The organism is Pyxidicoccus sp. MSG2 (assembly GCF_026626705.1).
Taxonomy (GTDB): Bacteria; Myxococcota; Myxococcia; order Myxococcales; family Myxococcaceae; genus Myxococcus.
In genome coordinates this window covers 66,547-81,642 of sequence record NZ_JAPNKC010000002.1, presented here as the reverse complement: position 1 = coordinate 81,642, position 15,096 = coordinate 66,547, and the positions used below count along the sequence as shown (strand labels likewise).

Sequence of the window (15,096 nt, the reverse complement as noted above, 5' to 3'; positions counted from 1 at the left end):
GGGCTTCAGTGGCCTCCGTGGCCGGAGGCGGCTGGGGGAGCACTCGCCGGAGGCGAGGAGGGGGGAGGCGCTGCCGTGTCGCTCCCTGATGAGGGAGCGGCCAGCGCGGCCAGCGATGCACGCAGGCGCGACTCGGAGTCGACGAGGAAGTTGGCGCCGGTGACGACCTGGTCGCCGGCCTTCAGGCCCGACGTCACCTCCACGCTCTTTCCATCCGACTCGCCCAGGCGGACCTCACGGGGCTGGAAGCGCCCGTCGCCGAGCGCCACGAAGACGACCTGGGTGGTGCCGGTGGGGACGACCGCGTCGGAGGGAACCTTCAGCGCGTCCCGCGTCGTGCCGCGGAGCACCACCTCACCGAACATTTCGGGACGCAGGTCGCCGTCGGGGTTGGGGAACTCCAGGCGCACCTTGACGGTGCGCGTGGCCGCGTCCATCACCGGGTCGAGGAAGGCCACCTTCCCGGCGAACACCCGGTTGGGGAAGGCCTTGAGCTGGAGGTTGGCGGGCATGCCCACCTTCACGTGGCGCAGCTCGCTCTCGTACACGTCCGCGAGCACCCACACGCGCGACAGGTCGACGATCTCGTAAGGCGTGGCGCCCATCTCCAGGCGCGCTCCCTCCACGACGTCCTTCTTGGTGATGACGCCCGAGATGGGCGACACCAGGGTGAGGGTGCGGGTGGCCTCGCCCGTGCGGGCAAGCCGCTCCAGGGCGGTCGGGGGCACGTCCCACAGCAGCAGCTTGCGTCGGGCCGCCGCGACCAGCGTGTCGCCGTCCGTGGCCATTCCCCCTGCTTCGCCCAGGGCCTGGCGGGTGCGCAGGGCCAGCAGGTACTCCTCCTGAGCGGCGAGCAGCTCGGGACTGTAGAGGGAGAGGAGCGGCTCGCCTTGGCGCACCGGCTTGCCGGTGAAGTCCGCGTGCACGCGCTCGACGAAGCCGGCGACCTTCACGTTGACGCGGCGCACGCGGGTCTCGTCCATGGCCACGCGGCCGTTGGTCCGCCAGGTTCCCCCCACCTTGCCCTCCGTGACCGGGGCGGTGCGCAGGCCGATGAGCTGCTGGCGCGAGAAGTCGATGGTGACGGGGGCCAGCCCCTGCACCATCGCTGCTCCCTCGCCTCCGGGAGCAGCTGGCGCAAGCGCCACCAGGTCCATTCCGCAGATGGGGCACTTGCCCGGGTGGTCCTGCACGATGCTCGGGTGCATCGGGCACTGGTAGCGCGTAGCGGCTGGCTCGGAGGCGGATGGGGTGGAGCTGTCCGAGGGAGCCGACGCGTGGGCGTCATGCGCCTCATCCTGGTGGGCCAGCAGGTGCACGGCGCCTCCGCCCAGCACGGCGCTGGTCAGCGCTGCTGCGGCGAGCGCGGCGGCTCCGAAGCGGCGGCGCGAGGGGGACGGCGATGGGTTCTCAAGAGACATGGGTTCTCCAGAACTACATTCCGGACATGGAAGACGAGGAGGAGGCGGCGGGAGCGGTGCCGGCAGTGCCACCAGACGAGGCGGCGGGGGCGGAGGCCGACGGGGTGCTGCCCGCTCCGGGCATGCCGCCCGAGCCGAGGCCGCCAGCGGCGATGGAGCCGACGGGCTCCAGGCTCACCTCGGCCTGGGCGATGGCGAGGCGCTGCGCATCCACGAGCGTCCGCAGGTACTCCTCCTCGTCGCGGATGATGCCGGTGTTGGCCTCCAGCACCGAGGCGAACGAGGCGCGTCCGACGCGGTACTGCGTCAGGGTGCTCTCGGCGGTCGCTGCCGACTGCATCAAGATGCCACCGCGGAAGAGGGCCACCGTGTCGCGCAGCGCGGCCAGGGTGTTGAGGCGCTCCAGCACTCGTAGCCGCAGCACCTGCTCCACGGCCTCCGTGGCCCGGGTGGTGGCCTCGGCATTGGCGCTGCTCTCCGCCACCGCTCGGTTCTGCTTCCTCCCGGAGAAGATGGGCAGGGTGACGCCGACATTGGCCTGCCACATGGGTGGGAAGTCGCCGCCACGGGGCATGACTCCCGCGCTCACGGTGAAGTCGGGCAGGCGCTCACGTCGCGCGAGCGCCACCTGCCGGCCGGCCTGCTCCACCGTCACGCGGGCCTGGGCCAGTTCGGGGCTGCGTTCGAGCGCGTCCTTCGTTGCTGATTCGGCGTCACCGAACTCCGGCACCCTCAGGTCGCGCACGCGCAGGGTGGTGGGCAGGGGCGTATCGAGGGGCCGGCCACTCAGCCGGTTCAGGGTCTGCACGCGGGTGCGCTCCTCGGCGTTCAGTGCCAGCCGGCGCTGGCGCAGCCGGTTGAGCTCGAGCTGGGAGCGCAGCAGGTCGGATTGGGCGCCCTCACCGGCTTCGTAGCGGATGCGGACTGTCTCGGCGGACTGCTTCCAGAGCGCCTCGAGCCGGTCCAGCAGCACGAGCCGCTCGCGCGTCAGCAGCAGGTCGAGATAGCCCCGGCGCACCTCGGCCTCGATGGACAGTCGCGCTCGCAGGACTTGCGTTGACGCGGCCCTGGCCCCCAGGCGTGCGACCTCGGTGCGCAGCGCACGCTTGCCAGGGAAGGGCACGGCCTGGGAGGCCATGATGCTGTAGTAGCTGCCCTCCATCTCGCCGATCATGAGCTCGCCAAAGCCGTCGTTCTGGATGCCCAGTTGCAGGACCGGGTCCGGTAGGGCACCCGCCTGCGGGACGCGCTCCTGGGCCGCCTGGACCTGTGCTTCGGCCTGGCGCAGCTCCGGGCGCGATTCGAGGGCTTCCGTGAGGAGCTGCGAGAGCGTCGGGTCCGTCACCAGCGCCGGTATGGAGGTGGCTTGCGTGGCCGGCGTGCGAGCGTCGTCTTGAGCCAGCGCCGCCACGGGAGAGAGCAGCGCCAGCAGGAGGGCAACGTGCCTCATCGAGTCGCGTCGCCACACAGGGGAGGGGGCTGGCTGGGACATGTTGAGAGTTGATTGCACGACAAGGGTGATTGCAGAGCCTGTGCCATGCGCCGTGCCCTGCGCGTGAGGCGGAGCTCAGAGGAGCGACGGGCTCCATTTGCTGGCGCACTCGATGAAACCGGGGCCCGTGGCGTCACGGTGTGACGACTGGAATCACACCGCGACCTGCGCGACACGACGATGCGGGGGGCTTCCGGGAGGACATCTTCTTCCAGCTCAACGTCGTCTCGGAGCAGCCGGAGCCGGTGCGCGAACGCCAGGAGGACATCCTGCTGCTGGCGCGGGAGTCGGGTGGGCGGGACGACTCCGGAGGCTGACCGACGACTGCATGCCGCGCTGGCGGCCAGCCGCGGCGTGGCCCGCGAGAGGCTCACGCCACGGCGTGGCAGGCTACTGGATGGTGACGAGCCCGCTGATGTGGTCCATCGCGCAGGCGTAGCGCAGCGTGCCCGACTCGCTGGGGGTGAACTCCACGGTCACCGGCGTGTCCAGGGGGAGCGGCTGGTTGATGCCCAGATCGGCCACGACGATTTCCGTGGCGCACGTCTTGTCCGTCTTGCGGGTGACCACCATGCGGACCGGCTGCCCCGCCTTCACCTTCACGTTCGCAGGCTCGAAGCCCTTGGACGTCACCGCGAGCTCGACGGTGTGGACGCCGTTCTTGACGGTCGGGGCTGAAGCGGGCTTCTCCGCAGGCGCGGTCCTGGCTGCGCCTCCGTGCGCGGCCTGCTTGGCGTGCTCGGTCTGCTTGGTGGGCTCGGACTGCTTGGCGTGCTCGGCACACGCAGCCGCCGGGGTGGCGACCATCAGGGTGAGGCTGGCAAGGGCTCCCATCAGGCTCATCTTCATCGGTTGGTTGCTCCCGGAGAGGATGCCCTCGGGGACGTCCGGCATCCTGTTGATACGGTCCGCTAGAGCACAATGCGTGCCGGGAGCTGAACGTGTCTGTTCATGCAGGGTTACCGGGACGAAGCGCCTTGTCAGAGTGCCCAGGAGGGTTTCCCTGTAACCGGCCCGGTCACAGATGGAACGTAGAAACGGAGCGTTCAATCGAAGCGTCACGGCTCCTGGCTGTGCTGACGCCGCTGCGTTCGTGTAGGCCCATTCCAGCGTCAGGCTGGCCTCCGCGAGGGCAGCGAGCCGTGAGGCCGTGAACCTCGCGGCCCTCTTTCGCCCCAACAGTGTGATGACTCCAGTCACACCCGGCACGGCCCTTCGGTCTGAGAGCAGGCTGGCCTGGGCCTTGCTCTATAGGGGGCCCACTTCCTGGCTGCCATCCCGGCAAGTCCCCGAGGAGCCCCATGCGCAGAACCCTATGTGTGCTGGCGAGCATCCTTTCCTTCGCCGCCTGCGTCTCCGAGCCAAAGAGGCTGCCCGCCTCGGTAGACCCGTCGAATCCGGATGCCCCCGAGGCTCCGCCCGCTGCTCAGCCGACCGCATTCGCGGCCCCCACTCCTGAAGGGCCCGCGCCTGCCAACGAGCCACAAGGCGCGGGGTACGCCCACCACGGTGCTTCTTCTTCGGCATCCGCTCCAGATGCCGGCGCCGCCGTCTACACGTGTCCGATGCATCCGGAGGTGCGGTCCAGCAAGCCGGGCACCTGCCCGAAGTGCGGCATGAAGCTGGTGCCGGAGAAGCCCTCGAGCGAGGAGACCCCGGACGCGGGGCAGCCCGGCTCCGCGCCCGCGGGCCATGACCATGGACACGGAGGGCATCCGTGAGGCTGGCCGTACTCGCTGGCGCGGCACTGATGGCGGGCGGCTGCGCGTCCATCCAGAAGGAGCGTGGCCACGCGGAGGTGGCGGCGCTCGTCGAGGAGCGGCTGGGCCGCAAGACGCGCTGGAACCAGGGCACCCCGGAGGACGCCGAGGTTGCGCGCCATCTCGACGCGCTCCTGAAGGAAGACCTCACCTCGGACCATGCGGTGGAGGTGGCCCTGCTCAACAATCCGGCGCTCCAGGCTACCTACGAGGACCTGGGCGTCTCGCAGGCCGACATGGTGCAGGCCGGGCTGCTCTCCAACCCGACGTTGGAGGGGAGCATCGGCTTCCCCATCTCCGGCATCGGCGGCATCGAGCACGAAGTCTCCTTGGTGCAGGAGTTCGTGGACCTGTTCACGCTCCCGCTGCGCAAGCGCGTCGCCCAGGAGCAGTTCGTGGCCGACACGCTGCGCGTGGCGCATGAGGCGCTGGCCACTGCGGCGGAGGTGCGCAAGACCTTCAGCCAGGTGCAGGCCCTCCAGCAACTCGTGGAGCTGCGCCGCATGGCGCTCCAGGCGGCCGAGTCGGCGGCGGACTTCTCTGTCCGGCTGCGCGCCGCAGGCAACATCACCGAGCTGGACCTTGCGAGTGAGCAGGCCGCCGCCGAGGGAGCCCGGCTCGAGCTGGCGGAGGAGGAGCTCGCCTTGGTGGAGGCCCGGGAGCACCTCAACCGCCTCATGGGGCTATGGGGTCCGCGCACGCAGTGGACCCTCTCCGCGAAGCTCCCGCCGTTGCACGGCCAGGAGGCCTCGCTGGAGCACTTGGAGTCGCTCGCCATTCGCCAGCGGCTGGACATCGATGCGGCCCGGAAGCAGGTGGCCCTGCTCTGGAACGCGCTGGAGCTGGCGCGGAGTACGCGCTTCTTCGGCCGCGTGGAAGTCGGCGTCCACACGCACCAGGACGCGGACGGCCCCAGGCTCTTCGGTCCGACCCTGTCCCTGGAATTGCCCATCTTCGACCAGCGCCAGGCCCTCATCGCCCGGCTGGAAGCCCAGCACCGCCAGGGGGAGCGGCGGCTCACGGAGCTGTCCGTCAACACCCGCTCGGAGGTCCGTGCCGCCCGCGCCCGGCTGCTGTCGCTCCGCCTGGTGGCGGACCGCTACCGGCGGGTGGTGCTGCCCCTGCGTGAGAAGGTCGTCGAGCAGGCGCAGCTCCAGTACAACGCCATGCAGATCGGCCTGTTCCAGTTGCTCTCGGCCAAGCGCGAGCAGGTGGAGGCGTACCGGGGCTACATCGAGGCCGTCCGCGACTACTGGATGGCGCGGGCCGACCTGGAGCAGCTCGTGGGTGGCCGGCTCCGGGAGGGCAGCGCGGAATCCACGCCCTCGCCCACGCGGCCGCCGCAGCCGCCATCCCCCGCGCAGCCCGGACCGCCCACACAACCCGCGCAACCCTCGCAGCCAGCACAGCCCGGGACGCACACCGGGCACGGACAGGACACCGCCAACGGCACGGAGAGCCCCCATGAGCACCCGCACGACTGAGACCCGCCACGCACCGGGCTGCGAGGATGAAGCCCCCGGGACTCCGGAACGCACGGCCTCCCCTGGAGACACCCCCGAGGTGGGAGCTGCCGGAACCCTGACCCGGCGGAGCATGCTGGCGACAGCGGGCGCCACGCTCACGGGAGGGGCGCTGCTGTTGAGCGGCTCCGCGGCTCGCGCCCAGTCAGATGTTCCTGGGGCCCGCAGGCCACGCGAGGGCTCCGCCGCTGACACCGGCCAGAGGTACGCGAAGCAGGACTGGCAGCGCCCCGGAATGCCCAACCGGGACTACCGGCCCGTGGTGGTGCCCAACGGCTCGAAGCTCCCGTGGAAGGTGGTGGATGGCGTGAAGGTCTTCCACCTGGTGGCCGAGGAGGTGGACCACGAGCTCGCCCCGGGGTTGAAGGCCCTCTGCTGGGGCTACAACGGACGGGTGCACGGCCCCACCATCGAGGTGGTGGAGGGTGACCGGGTGCGCGTCTACGTCACCAACCGACTGCCGGCGGCCACCACCGTCCACTGGCACGGCATCCTGGTGCCCAACGGTATGGATGGCGTGGGCGGACTCAACCAGAAGTCCATCGCTCCGGGTGAGACGTTCCGCTACGAATTCACGCTGCGCCAGTCGGGTACGAACATGTACCACTCGCACCATGACGAGATGACGCAGATTGCCCTCGGCATGGGCGGGATGTTCGTCATCCACCCGCGCCGTCCCGTGGGGCCCCGCATCGACCGCGACTTCGCCATCATGCTGCACGAGTGGCGCATCGACGTGGGCACCCGCCGGCCCAATCCGAACGAGATGACGGACTTCAACCTGCTCACCATGAACGCGCGGGCATTCCCGGGCACGGAGCCGCTCGTGGTGCGCAAGGGAGAGCGGGTGCGCATCCGCCTGGGAAACCTGAGCCCGCAGAACCACCACCCCATCCACCTGCACGGCTACCAGTTCCGCATCACCGAGACGGATGGCGGGCGCATCCCCGAGGCCGGGCAGTGGCCGGAGACCACGGTGCTCGTGCCGGTGGGCAGCACGCGCACCATCGAGTTCGTGGCGGACGAGCCCGGCGACTGGGCCCTCCACTGCCATATGACCCACCATACGATGAACCAGATGGGCCACGAGTTCCCCAACATGATTGGCGTGAAGCAGGGCGGGCTGGACGCGAAGGTGCGCACGCTGCTGCCGGGCTACATGACCATGGGCCAGACGGGCATGGCGGAGATGGGCGAGATGGGGATGCCCGTCCCGCCCAACTCCATTCCCATGGTGGGGGGGCAGGGCAAGCACGACTACATCACCATGGGCGGCATGTTCACCGTGCTCAAGGTGCGCGACAGGCTGGAGAGCTACGAGAACCCGGGCTGGTACGACAACCCGCCCGGCTCGCTGGTGGTGGCGGCGAGCCCGGACGAGCTGCGCCGGGACGGCATCGACGTGAATGCGCCAGCGCCGGTCGAGCCTGGAGCATCAGGCTGACCGCCGGCCGGGAGGGGGAACGGGGCCCTCCCTCTCTAGATGTGGGTTGGGTGATGCATCAGGCATAAGCCCGTGCGTCCCCGGCCGCAGCACTTCGGAGCCCCCGTCCGGCTCCGAATGAAAGCGACAGCCCCGGGGCCTGCCTGCGAGGCTGAAACCCAGCCGGCCGGGCCGACACTCGAATCGCCACCGCCCATGCGGCCGTGCTTCACGGGGCTGTCACGGGAAGTTTGCAGAGGCCCTCGTTGCGGCAGCGGAACATTTGCATATTGTGATGCCGTCATGCCCGCCGTCATCTCCGCCCTGGATGTCCGCTCCGCCTCGCGCCTCTTCAAGGCGTTGGGGGATGAGACCCGTCTGCGCATCGTCGCGCTCCTCAGCCACGGGGAGCTGTGCGTCTGCCACTTCGAATCCGCGCTCGAGCTGACGCAGTCGAACACCTCCCGACAGCTCGCCGTGCTGAAGAACGCGGGCATCGTCGAGGCCCGGCGTGACGGCAGTTGGGTCTACTACCAACTGGCCCCGCAGCTGGACGAAGTGTGCAAGGTCCAGCTCAAGGCACTCGTCTCGGCCTTCTCCAAGAGGGACGTGCTCCGCGAGGACGTAGAGCGCCTCCTCAAGAGCCGGGGCCCCAACGCTTGCAAGTAGCCACCCAAGAGCCTTCCCATGACCGCCACGACTGCCCCTGACAGCATCGTCAAGAAGCTCTCCCTCATCGACAGGTTCCTGCCGGTGTGGATTTTCGCCGCCATGGGCCTGGGCATCGGGCTGGGCCGGGCCTTCCCGGACCTGGGCGCGCGGCTGGACACGGTGAAGCTGGACACCGTCTCGCTGCCCATCGCCATCGGCCTCTTGTGGATGATGTACCCGGTGCTGGCCAAGGTGCGCTACGGCGAGCTGGGCAGGCTGCGCGCGCGCGGCAGGCTCTTCACCACCTCGCTGGTGCTCAACTGGGTGGTGGGGCCGGTGCTGATGTTCGCGCTGGCATGGCTCTTCCTGCCGGACCTGCCGCACTACCGCAACGGGCTCATCCTCATCGGCCTCGCGCGCTGCATCGCCATGGTCCTCATCTGGAACATGCTGGCCTGCGGCAGCAACGAGGTGGCCGCCGTGCTGGTGGCCCTCAACTCCGTCTTCCAGATTCTCTTCTACTCGGTGCTGGGCTGGCTTTTCCTCACCGTCGTCCCGGGCTGGTTCGGCGCGGACGTCGCGGCGTTCGACGTGTCCATGGGGAGCATCGCGAAGAGCGTGCTCATCTTCCTGGGCGTGCCGCTGGTGGCCGGAGCGCTGACGCGGCTCGGGCTCACGCGGCTCAAGGGTGAGGCCTGGTACGAGCAGCGCTTCCTGCCGCGCCTGGGGCCCACCGCGCTGCTCGGGCTGCTCTACACCATCGTCCTCATGTTCGCGATGCAGGGGGAGAAGATTACGCGCCTGCCGATGGACGTGGTGCGCATCTCGCTTCCGCTGCTCGTCTACTTCGGCATCATGTTCACCAGCGCGTTCTTCCTCTCGCGCCGACTGGGCTTCAGCTACGAGGAGACGGCGTCCCTCTCCTTCACTGCGGCGGGCAACAACTTCGAATTGGCCATCGCGGTGGCGGTGGGCGTCTTCGGCATGGCCTCGGGGGAAGCCCTGGCCGGCGTGGTCGGTCCGCTCATCGAGGTGCCCGCGCTCATCGCCCTCGTGTACCTTTCGCTGTGGCTCAAGCGCCGGCTCTTCCCAGCGGCCAGCGAGCCCGTTCTGCCTCGCCGCTTCGAAGGCAAGGCGCCCGCGTCCCGCCCAGGTGAGGTGCGCCCGTGACGACGCGAGCCCCCTTCAAGGTCCTGTTCCTCTGCACGGGCAACTCCGCCCGGAGCATCCTGGCTGAGTTTCTGCTCAAGCGTCTCGGCGGTGAGCGCTTCGAGGTGTACAGCGCGGGGGCCGCACCCACCGGCCAGGTCCACCCCCTTGCCCTGCGGTTGCTTCGCGAGCGCTTCCGCATCCCCGCCGCTGACGCGCGCAGCAAGTCCTGGGACGAGTTCCGGGATGTGCGCTTCGACTTCGTCATCACCGTCTGCGACAAGGCGCGCGAGTCCTGCCCGGTATGGCCGCACCAGCCCGTCATCGCGCACTGGGGAAGTGACGACCCGGCGGCGGTGGAAGGCAGCGAGCTGGAGAAGGAGGCCGCCTTCCTGAAGGTGGCCATGGAGATTTCCCGAAGGCTGGAGCTGTTCCTCGCGTTGCCCATCGAAAAGCTGGACCGGCTGCGCCTGACGGCGCTCACCCGCGACATCGGTGAGCCGCAACCCGCACCTTCACCACTGCCCCGGGAGCCTTCCCGATGAATACGGTCATCTTCGCCTGTGTGCACAACGCTGGCCGCTCACAGATGGCAGCCGCCTTCTTCAATGCCCTGGCCGACCCGGCCAAGGCGCGCGCCGTGTCCGCGGGCACCCAGCCAGGAGAGCGCGTCCATCCCGAGGTGCAGGCAGCCATGGCCGAGGTGGGCATCGACCTGTCGGGCGCCAGGCCCCAGCGCCTCACGGACGAACTGGCCCAGCACGCCCAGTGGCTCATCACCATGGGCTGCGGCGATGCGTGCCCGTACGTGCCGGGGTTGAAGCGCGGTGACTGGCCCCTCGAGGACCCCAAAGGCAAGCCGGTGGAGCGCGTGCGTGAGATTCGCGATGACGTCCGCACCCGCGTCTCGGAGTTGCTGAAGCAGCAGGGCTGGGCCCGGTAGGGACGCCCACCCTTCATCCACACCCCGTGACACTCCAGCGCCGCGCGAGGCGCACGGGAGACGTCTGTCGCGAGGGCCTGTTCGAGTTCAGCCGTTCAAATACGCAGGAGCAGCAGCGAAAGGAGCTTCACCATGCGGCGCACGTATACGGCAGCGGCAGTGGCCATCGCGGTGGGACTGGGAGGATGCAAGAAGGAGTCGGCCCCGTCCGGGGATGGAGCAAGCACGGGCGCGCAAGCCAAGCCCGCGACGATGGGCTCGGGCACCGTCAAGGTGGACGGCTCCAGCACCGTGTACCCCATCACCGAGGCGGTGGCCGAGGAGTTCCAGAAGGCCAGCCGGGAGGTGAAGGTGACGGTCGGCATCTCCGGCACGGGTGGCGGCTTCAAGAAGTTCTGCAATGGGGAGACGGACATCTCCAACGCCTCGCGGCCCATCAAGCCCAGCGAGGTGGAGCTGTGCCAGAAGAATGGCATCGAGTACATCGAGCTGCCCATCGCCTATGACGGCCTGGCCGTCCTGGTAAACCCTGCCAACACCTGGGCCACGTCCATGACGGTGGCCGAGTTGAAGAAGATGTGGGAGCCGGAGGCCCAGGGAAAGGTGATGAAGTGGAGCGACGTGCGCCCGGGGTGGCCGGACGCCGAGCTGCGCCTCTACGGCGCGGGCGTGGACTCGGGCACCTACGACTACTTCACCGAGGCCATCGTCAAGAAGGAGCACTCCAGCCGGGGTGACTTCACCTCCAGCGAGGACGACAACGTCATCGTCCAGGGCATCGCCAACGACAAGAACGCGCTGGGCTTCTTCGGCTACGCCTACTACTCGGAGAACAAGGACAAGCTGAAGCTCGTCCCCATCGACGACGAGAAGGCGGACAACGGCGCCGGCCCGGTTGCGCCTTCCGGCGAGACGGTGCGCAACGGCACCTACCAGCCGCTCTCCCGCCCCATCTTCATCTACGTGGCCAGGAAGTCGCTGGAGCGGCCCGAGGTGGGCCGCTTCGTCAAGTTCTACACCGCCAACGCGGAGAAGCTGGTTCCCGAGGTGGGCTACATCCCGCTGCCCACGAATGCCTACTCGCTGGCACAGGCCCGGGTGGACGCGCGCAAGACAGGCTCGCTCTTCGGCGGAAAGGGAAGCCAGGTCGGCGTCTCCATCGAGCAGCTCCTGGCGAAGGAAGCCACCAGCGAGGGCCAGCAGGCGCAGCAGTAGTCCCACGCCGTAGACAGGCAGGAGGTGAGGCATGCTTTCCAGACGACGACTTTCCAGCGTGCTGTCAGAGAAGGGCATCTCCTCCCTCCTGCTGCTGTGCGCGGCCGTCTCCATCGTCACCACGGCAGGCATCATCGCCGTGCTGGTGGTGGAGACAGCCGGCTTCTTCAGCGAGGTGTCCCTCGCGCAGTTCCTCTTCGACACCGAGTGGACGCCGCTATTCGCCGACAAGCACTTCGGCATCTGGCCGCTCCTGTCTGGCACGCTCCTCACCACGGCCATCGCGGTAGGGGTGGCCATCCCGCTCGGGCTGCTGTCCGCCATCTACCTCAGCGAATTCGCCGCGCCCCGTACTCGCCGAATCGTCAAACCGCTTCTGGAGCTGCTGGCTGGGGTGCCCACCGTCGTCTACGGCTACTTCGCCCTCATGGCCGTCACGCCCTTCCTCCAGCGTTTCATTCCCGGCCTGTCCGGCTTCAACGCGCTGGGGGCGGGCATCGTCATGGGAGTGATGATTCTTCCCGTCATCGCCTCCCTCAGCGAGGACGCCATCCACGCCGTGCCCATGGGGCTGCGCGAGGCGTCCTATGCGCTGGGGGCCGACAAGCTCGCGACCATCTTCCGCATCGTCGTACCGGCAGCCACCAGCGGCATCGCGGCCTCCGTCATCCTGGGCGTCTCGCGCGCCATCGGCGAGACGATGATTGTGGCCATCGCGGCAGGTCAGCAGCCCCGCCTGACGCTGGACCCACGCGTGCCGGTGGAGACGATGACGGCCTACATCGTCCAGGTGTCGCTGGGAGACACGCCCACGGGCACGCTGGAGTACCGCACCATCTTCGCCGTGGGGATGACCCTGTTCCTCATGACGCTCGGCCTCAACCTCTTGTCGCACCGGCTGCGCCGCCGCATCCAGAAGGGAGGCACCCTGTGAGCCCGCCGATGGAGCAGACTCTGACGCAGGCCGTCCGAAGCGAGGCGAGTGCCACCATCCCCCGGCAGCGGCGGCGCCGCGGATTCTGGACGGAGGGCCGCTTTCGCGCCCTCTGTCTCGTGGCGCTGGCGCTGCCGCTGCTGCTGCTGTTCATCCTCTTTGGCAGCGCGCTCTGGCAGGCGCTGCCACGGCTGGGCTGGGACTTTCTCACCAGCTACCCCTCCCGCAAGGCGGAGCTGGCCGGCATCCTTCCCGCCTTCGTGGGCAGTGCGTGCCTCATGGGTCTGACGGCGATGCTAGCCATCCCGGTGGGCCTGGGCGCAGCCATCTACCTGGAGGAGTACGCACGGCCTGGGCGCTTCACGGCGCTCGTCGAGCTGAACATCGCCAACCTGGCAGGCGTGCCCTCCATCATCTACGGCCTGCTGGGTTTGGAGGTCTTCGTCCGGGTGGTGGGGCTGGGCCGCAGTCTGCTGGCCGGCGCTGCGACACTGGCGCTGCTGCTATTGCCCATGGTCATCATGGTGTCGCGCGAGGCGCTGCGTACCGTCCCCCGGTCCTACCGCGAGGCGTCCCTCGCGCTGGGGGCCACCTCCTGGCAGACGACGTACCGGGTGGTCGTCCCTGCATGCCTGCCGGGCATCTTCACCGGCATCATCCTCTCCCTGGCGAGGGCCATTGGCGAGACGGCGCCGCTCATCACCATTGGCGCGCTCACCTACGTGGCATTCCTTCCGGATTCCGTGAATAGCGCCTTCACCGCGCTGCCCATTCAAATCTTCAACTGGGTGTCCCGTCCCCAGGCGGCTTTTCACGTCAACGCGGCAGCGGGCATCGTGGTGCTGCTCACCCTCATGCTGGTGCTGAACGGCATGGCCATCTGGATGCGAATGCGCTTGGCGCGCAGGGTGGAGTAGCGCCAGGAAGATGAAGCGCTCCCCGGCAGCTGGAAGACTCTCAGAGGTGGCACACGGCGGCACGCATCACGGCGTTCCACTGCCGCCCGTGCCTTGCGGGTCGTGCTGGGAGAGCCAGCGCCTGAAGTCCGCGAGGTCCTTCTTCTGCGAGTCGCGAATCCGGCGAGCCAGCTCCCTGGCCTGCGGGTCCGTGCCGAGTTCCAACTCCATCTCGGCCAGCGCGATGGCGTCCTGGTGGTGCTTTCGCATGACGGTGATGAAGTCGTAGTCGACGTCACCCGACATCTGCATCGTCTGCATCTCCCGGGTCCCCCGCAGCATCGTCTGACGCAGCTCCTCGGACTCCCACTTTGCACTCGCGGGTCCAGCGGAGCTGTCACCTGCAAAGGCGAGCGCCGACATGCCGAGGGCCCCCGCCATCACGACCTGCAGCGCCTTGCGCATGTGTTCCTCCTGGTTGGCGAGGAGAAGGTGCACACGCAGCGCACGCGCCCCGCCAAGCGGCTCACTGTGGGGGCGACCGCATGGGGTGGGCAGGGGCGCAGCAAGGGGCCGGCCGCTCAGCCGACTCAGGGGCTGCACGCAGGGGCCACGCCTCGGCGTGCAGCACCCGCCGGCGCTGGCGCTGCCGGGTGCGCTCGAGTCGAGCGCGCAGCAGGTTGGACTGGGCCTCCTCGCGGCTCTCGCATGTCCTGGGCGAGCCGTGACACAGCGCTACGTGCCGGAGGAGGGCGGGCAGCAGATGGGCGCGAGCTCACGTGCACGCGAGAGAAGTCCTTCGAACGACGCGAGGAAGGACGGGCCATCCACCTCGTAGATGCGGTGCCGCCCGTCACGTCGTGCGCGCACAATGCCGACGTCGCTCAGCACTTTGAGGTGGCGTGAGATGACGGAGCGGTCCTGCGGCAGGTGTGCGGCGATGGCTCCGACGTCGGCGGGGCCATGGCGGAGGAGCACCTTCAGGAGCTCCAGCCGCGCGGGCTCGGTGAGCGCTCGCAGGAAGCCTGAGTCCAGGAGCGCAATGAGCTCGTCAATGCTCCGGCCCCGGGCGTCTGCCACACGTTGCGCCATCAGCCCGCCCTCCCCAGGGCCCGAGCCCAGCGGCACGTCGGCGCCACCGACCACCGGCACCCCAGCCACACGTGGACGACGGCAGCCACGAAGGCACCTGGCAGGAGGAACTCCACCGCGGAGCGGACGAACTCGGGATGCTCTCGCGCAGCGCTGGTGGATGCCCAGAGGTGCCATGCCTCGGGCGGCACCGCCGCCAGCGCCAGCGCCAGCGCACCTACCCGCAGCGTGGTGAGCACGACATGGAGCGAGTACTCGAAGGAGCTCAGGCCGCCGAGCGACGCCCTGCTATCTTTCTCGGAGAAGGTATCGAAGAGCTCGATGCACTGGTCGGCCGCCACCAACGCCAGCCCGAGCCACAGGACGAACCCCTGCGGGGGCGCCAGGAATAGCGTCACGAGAATCGGCGGAAAGAGCAGGGCACGGGCCGTGTGCAGCCAGTGCTCCCGCTGCGACTCCGCACGCGCATGGAGACGGTAGCGCCACAGGTGCAGGTACACCCCGTCCACGACGGAGAGGACGACGAAGGCGAGCAGCAGGATGGTCGACGCGAAAACGAGATTGGAATCCATGAGTCTTCCTATGGACGTGTGCACC

General features: G+C 68.9%; 17 protein-coding genes. 11 read left to right on the top strand and 6 right to left on the bottom strand.

Annotation, left to right across the window (positions count from 1 at the left end):
- Positions 1-5 precede the first annotated feature (5 nt).
- On the bottom strand, positions 6-1,421 hold the full coding sequence (locus tag OV427_RS50260; protein ID WP_267863678.1) for an efflux RND transporter periplasmic adaptor subunit: 1,416 nt from the start codon (positions 1,419-1,421) through the stop codon (positions 6-8).
- A 13-nt stretch (positions 1,422-1,434) separates the two neighbouring features.
- Entirely contained in the window at positions 1,435-2,871 is a 1,437-nt protein-coding gene (locus OV427_RS50255; protein ID WP_267863677.1) for a TolC family protein, read from the bottom strand.
- 182 nt (positions 2,872-3,053) lie between these two features.
- Between OV427_RS50255 and OV427_RS50250 the strand changes: the two genes are divergently transcribed.
- Positions 3,054-3,230, top strand: coding sequence for a hypothetical protein (locus OV427_RS50250; RefSeq protein WP_267863676.1), 177 nt, complete (start codon positions 3,054-3,056; stop codon positions 3,228-3,230).
- Between the two features lie 73 nt (positions 3,231-3,303).
- Here the strand turns inward: OV427_RS50250 and OV427_RS50245 are convergent, their stop codons facing one another.
- Positions 3,304-3,807, bottom strand: a complete 504-nt coding sequence (locus tag OV427_RS50245; protein WP_267863675.1) for a cupredoxin domain-containing protein — start codon at positions 3,805-3,807, stop codon at positions 3,304-3,306.
- A gap of 407 nt (positions 3,808-4,214) precedes the next feature.
- Between OV427_RS50245 and OV427_RS50240 the strand changes: the two genes are divergently transcribed.
- From OV427_RS50240 to pstA, 10 genes are all read left to right on the top strand, one after another.
- Positions 4,215-4,634, top strand: a complete 420-nt coding sequence (locus OV427_RS50240) for a heavy metal-binding domain-containing protein (RefSeq protein WP_267863674.1) — start codon at positions 4,215-4,217, stop codon at positions 4,632-4,634.
- Positions 4,631-6,157 (top strand): TolC family protein, encoded by a 1,527-nt coding sequence (locus OV427_RS50235; RefSeq protein ID WP_267863673.1) that lies wholly within the window; start codon positions 4,631-4,633, stop codon positions 6,155-6,157. The genes OV427_RS50240 and OV427_RS50235 overlap by 4 nt, the downstream gene beginning before the upstream one ends.
- Positions 6,158-6,431: 274 nt before the next feature.
- Positions 6,432-7,640 carry a copper oxidase gene (locus tag OV427_RS50230; protein ID WP_324290085.1) on the top strand — a complete coding sequence of 403 codons (1,209 nt, stop codon included), beginning with the start codon at positions 6,432-6,434 and terminating at the stop codon, positions 7,638-7,640.
- Positions 7,641-7,922: 282 nt separating this feature from the next.
- Positions 7,923-8,288, top strand: a complete 366-nt coding sequence (locus OV427_RS50225; RefSeq protein WP_267863672.1) for an ArsR/SmtB family transcription factor — start codon at positions 7,923-7,925, stop codon at positions 8,286-8,288.
- 18 nt (positions 8,289-8,306) lie between these two features.
- Entirely contained in the window at positions 8,307-9,440 is a 1,134-nt protein-coding gene (arsB, locus tag OV427_RS50220; RefSeq protein WP_267863671.1) for an ACR3 family arsenite efflux transporter, read from the top strand.
- Positions 9,437-9,964, top strand: coding sequence for an arsenate reductase ArsC (locus OV427_RS50215; protein ID WP_267863670.1), 528 nt, complete (start codon positions 9,437-9,439; stop codon positions 9,962-9,964). The genes arsB and OV427_RS50215 overlap by 4 nt, the downstream gene beginning before the upstream one ends.
- On the top strand, positions 9,961-10,362 hold the full coding sequence (locus OV427_RS50210; protein WP_267863669.1) for an arsenate reductase ArsC: 402 nt from the start codon (positions 9,961-9,963) through the stop codon (positions 10,360-10,362). Before OV427_RS50215 ends, OV427_RS50210 begins: the two co-directional genes overlap by 4 nt.
- A gap of 132 nt (positions 10,363-10,494) precedes the next feature.
- Positions 10,495-11,577 carry a PstS family phosphate ABC transporter substrate-binding protein gene (locus OV427_RS50205; RefSeq protein WP_267863668.1) on the top strand — a complete coding sequence of 361 codons (1,083 nt, stop codon included), beginning with the start codon at positions 10,495-10,497 and terminating at the stop codon, positions 11,575-11,577.
- 31 nt (positions 11,578-11,608) lie between these two features.
- Positions 11,609-12,511 carry a phosphate ABC transporter permease subunit PstC gene (gene pstC / locus OV427_RS50200; protein WP_267863667.1) on the top strand — a complete coding sequence of 301 codons (903 nt, stop codon included), beginning with the start codon at positions 11,609-11,611 and terminating at the stop codon, positions 12,509-12,511.
- Between the two features lie 8 nt (positions 12,512-12,519).
- Positions 12,520-13,428 carry a phosphate ABC transporter permease PstA gene (gene pstA, locus OV427_RS50195; RefSeq protein WP_267863666.1) on the top strand — a complete coding sequence of 303 codons (909 nt, stop codon included), beginning with the start codon at positions 12,520-12,522 and terminating at the stop codon, positions 13,426-13,428.
- 66 nt (positions 13,429-13,494) lie between these two features.
- On the opposite strand, the gene OV427_RS50190 is transcribed toward pstA, so the two are convergent.
- The 3 genes from OV427_RS50190 to OV427_RS50180 form a co-directional block, all read right to left on the bottom strand.
- Entirely contained in the window at positions 13,495-13,872 is a 378-nt protein-coding gene (locus OV427_RS50190) for a DUF305 domain-containing protein (protein WP_267863665.1), read from the bottom strand.
- A gap of 270 nt (positions 13,873-14,142) precedes the next feature.
- Positions 14,143-14,499, bottom strand: a complete 357-nt coding sequence (locus OV427_RS50185; RefSeq protein WP_267863664.1) for an ArsR/SmtB family transcription factor — start codon at positions 14,497-14,499, stop codon at positions 14,143-14,145.
- Positions 14,499-15,071 (bottom strand): hypothetical protein, encoded by a 573-nt coding sequence (locus OV427_RS50180; protein ID WP_267863663.1) that lies wholly within the window; start codon positions 15,069-15,071, stop codon positions 14,499-14,501. The genes OV427_RS50185 and OV427_RS50180 overlap by 1 nt, the downstream gene beginning before the upstream one ends.
- Positions 15,072-15,096: the final 25 nt, after the last annotated feature.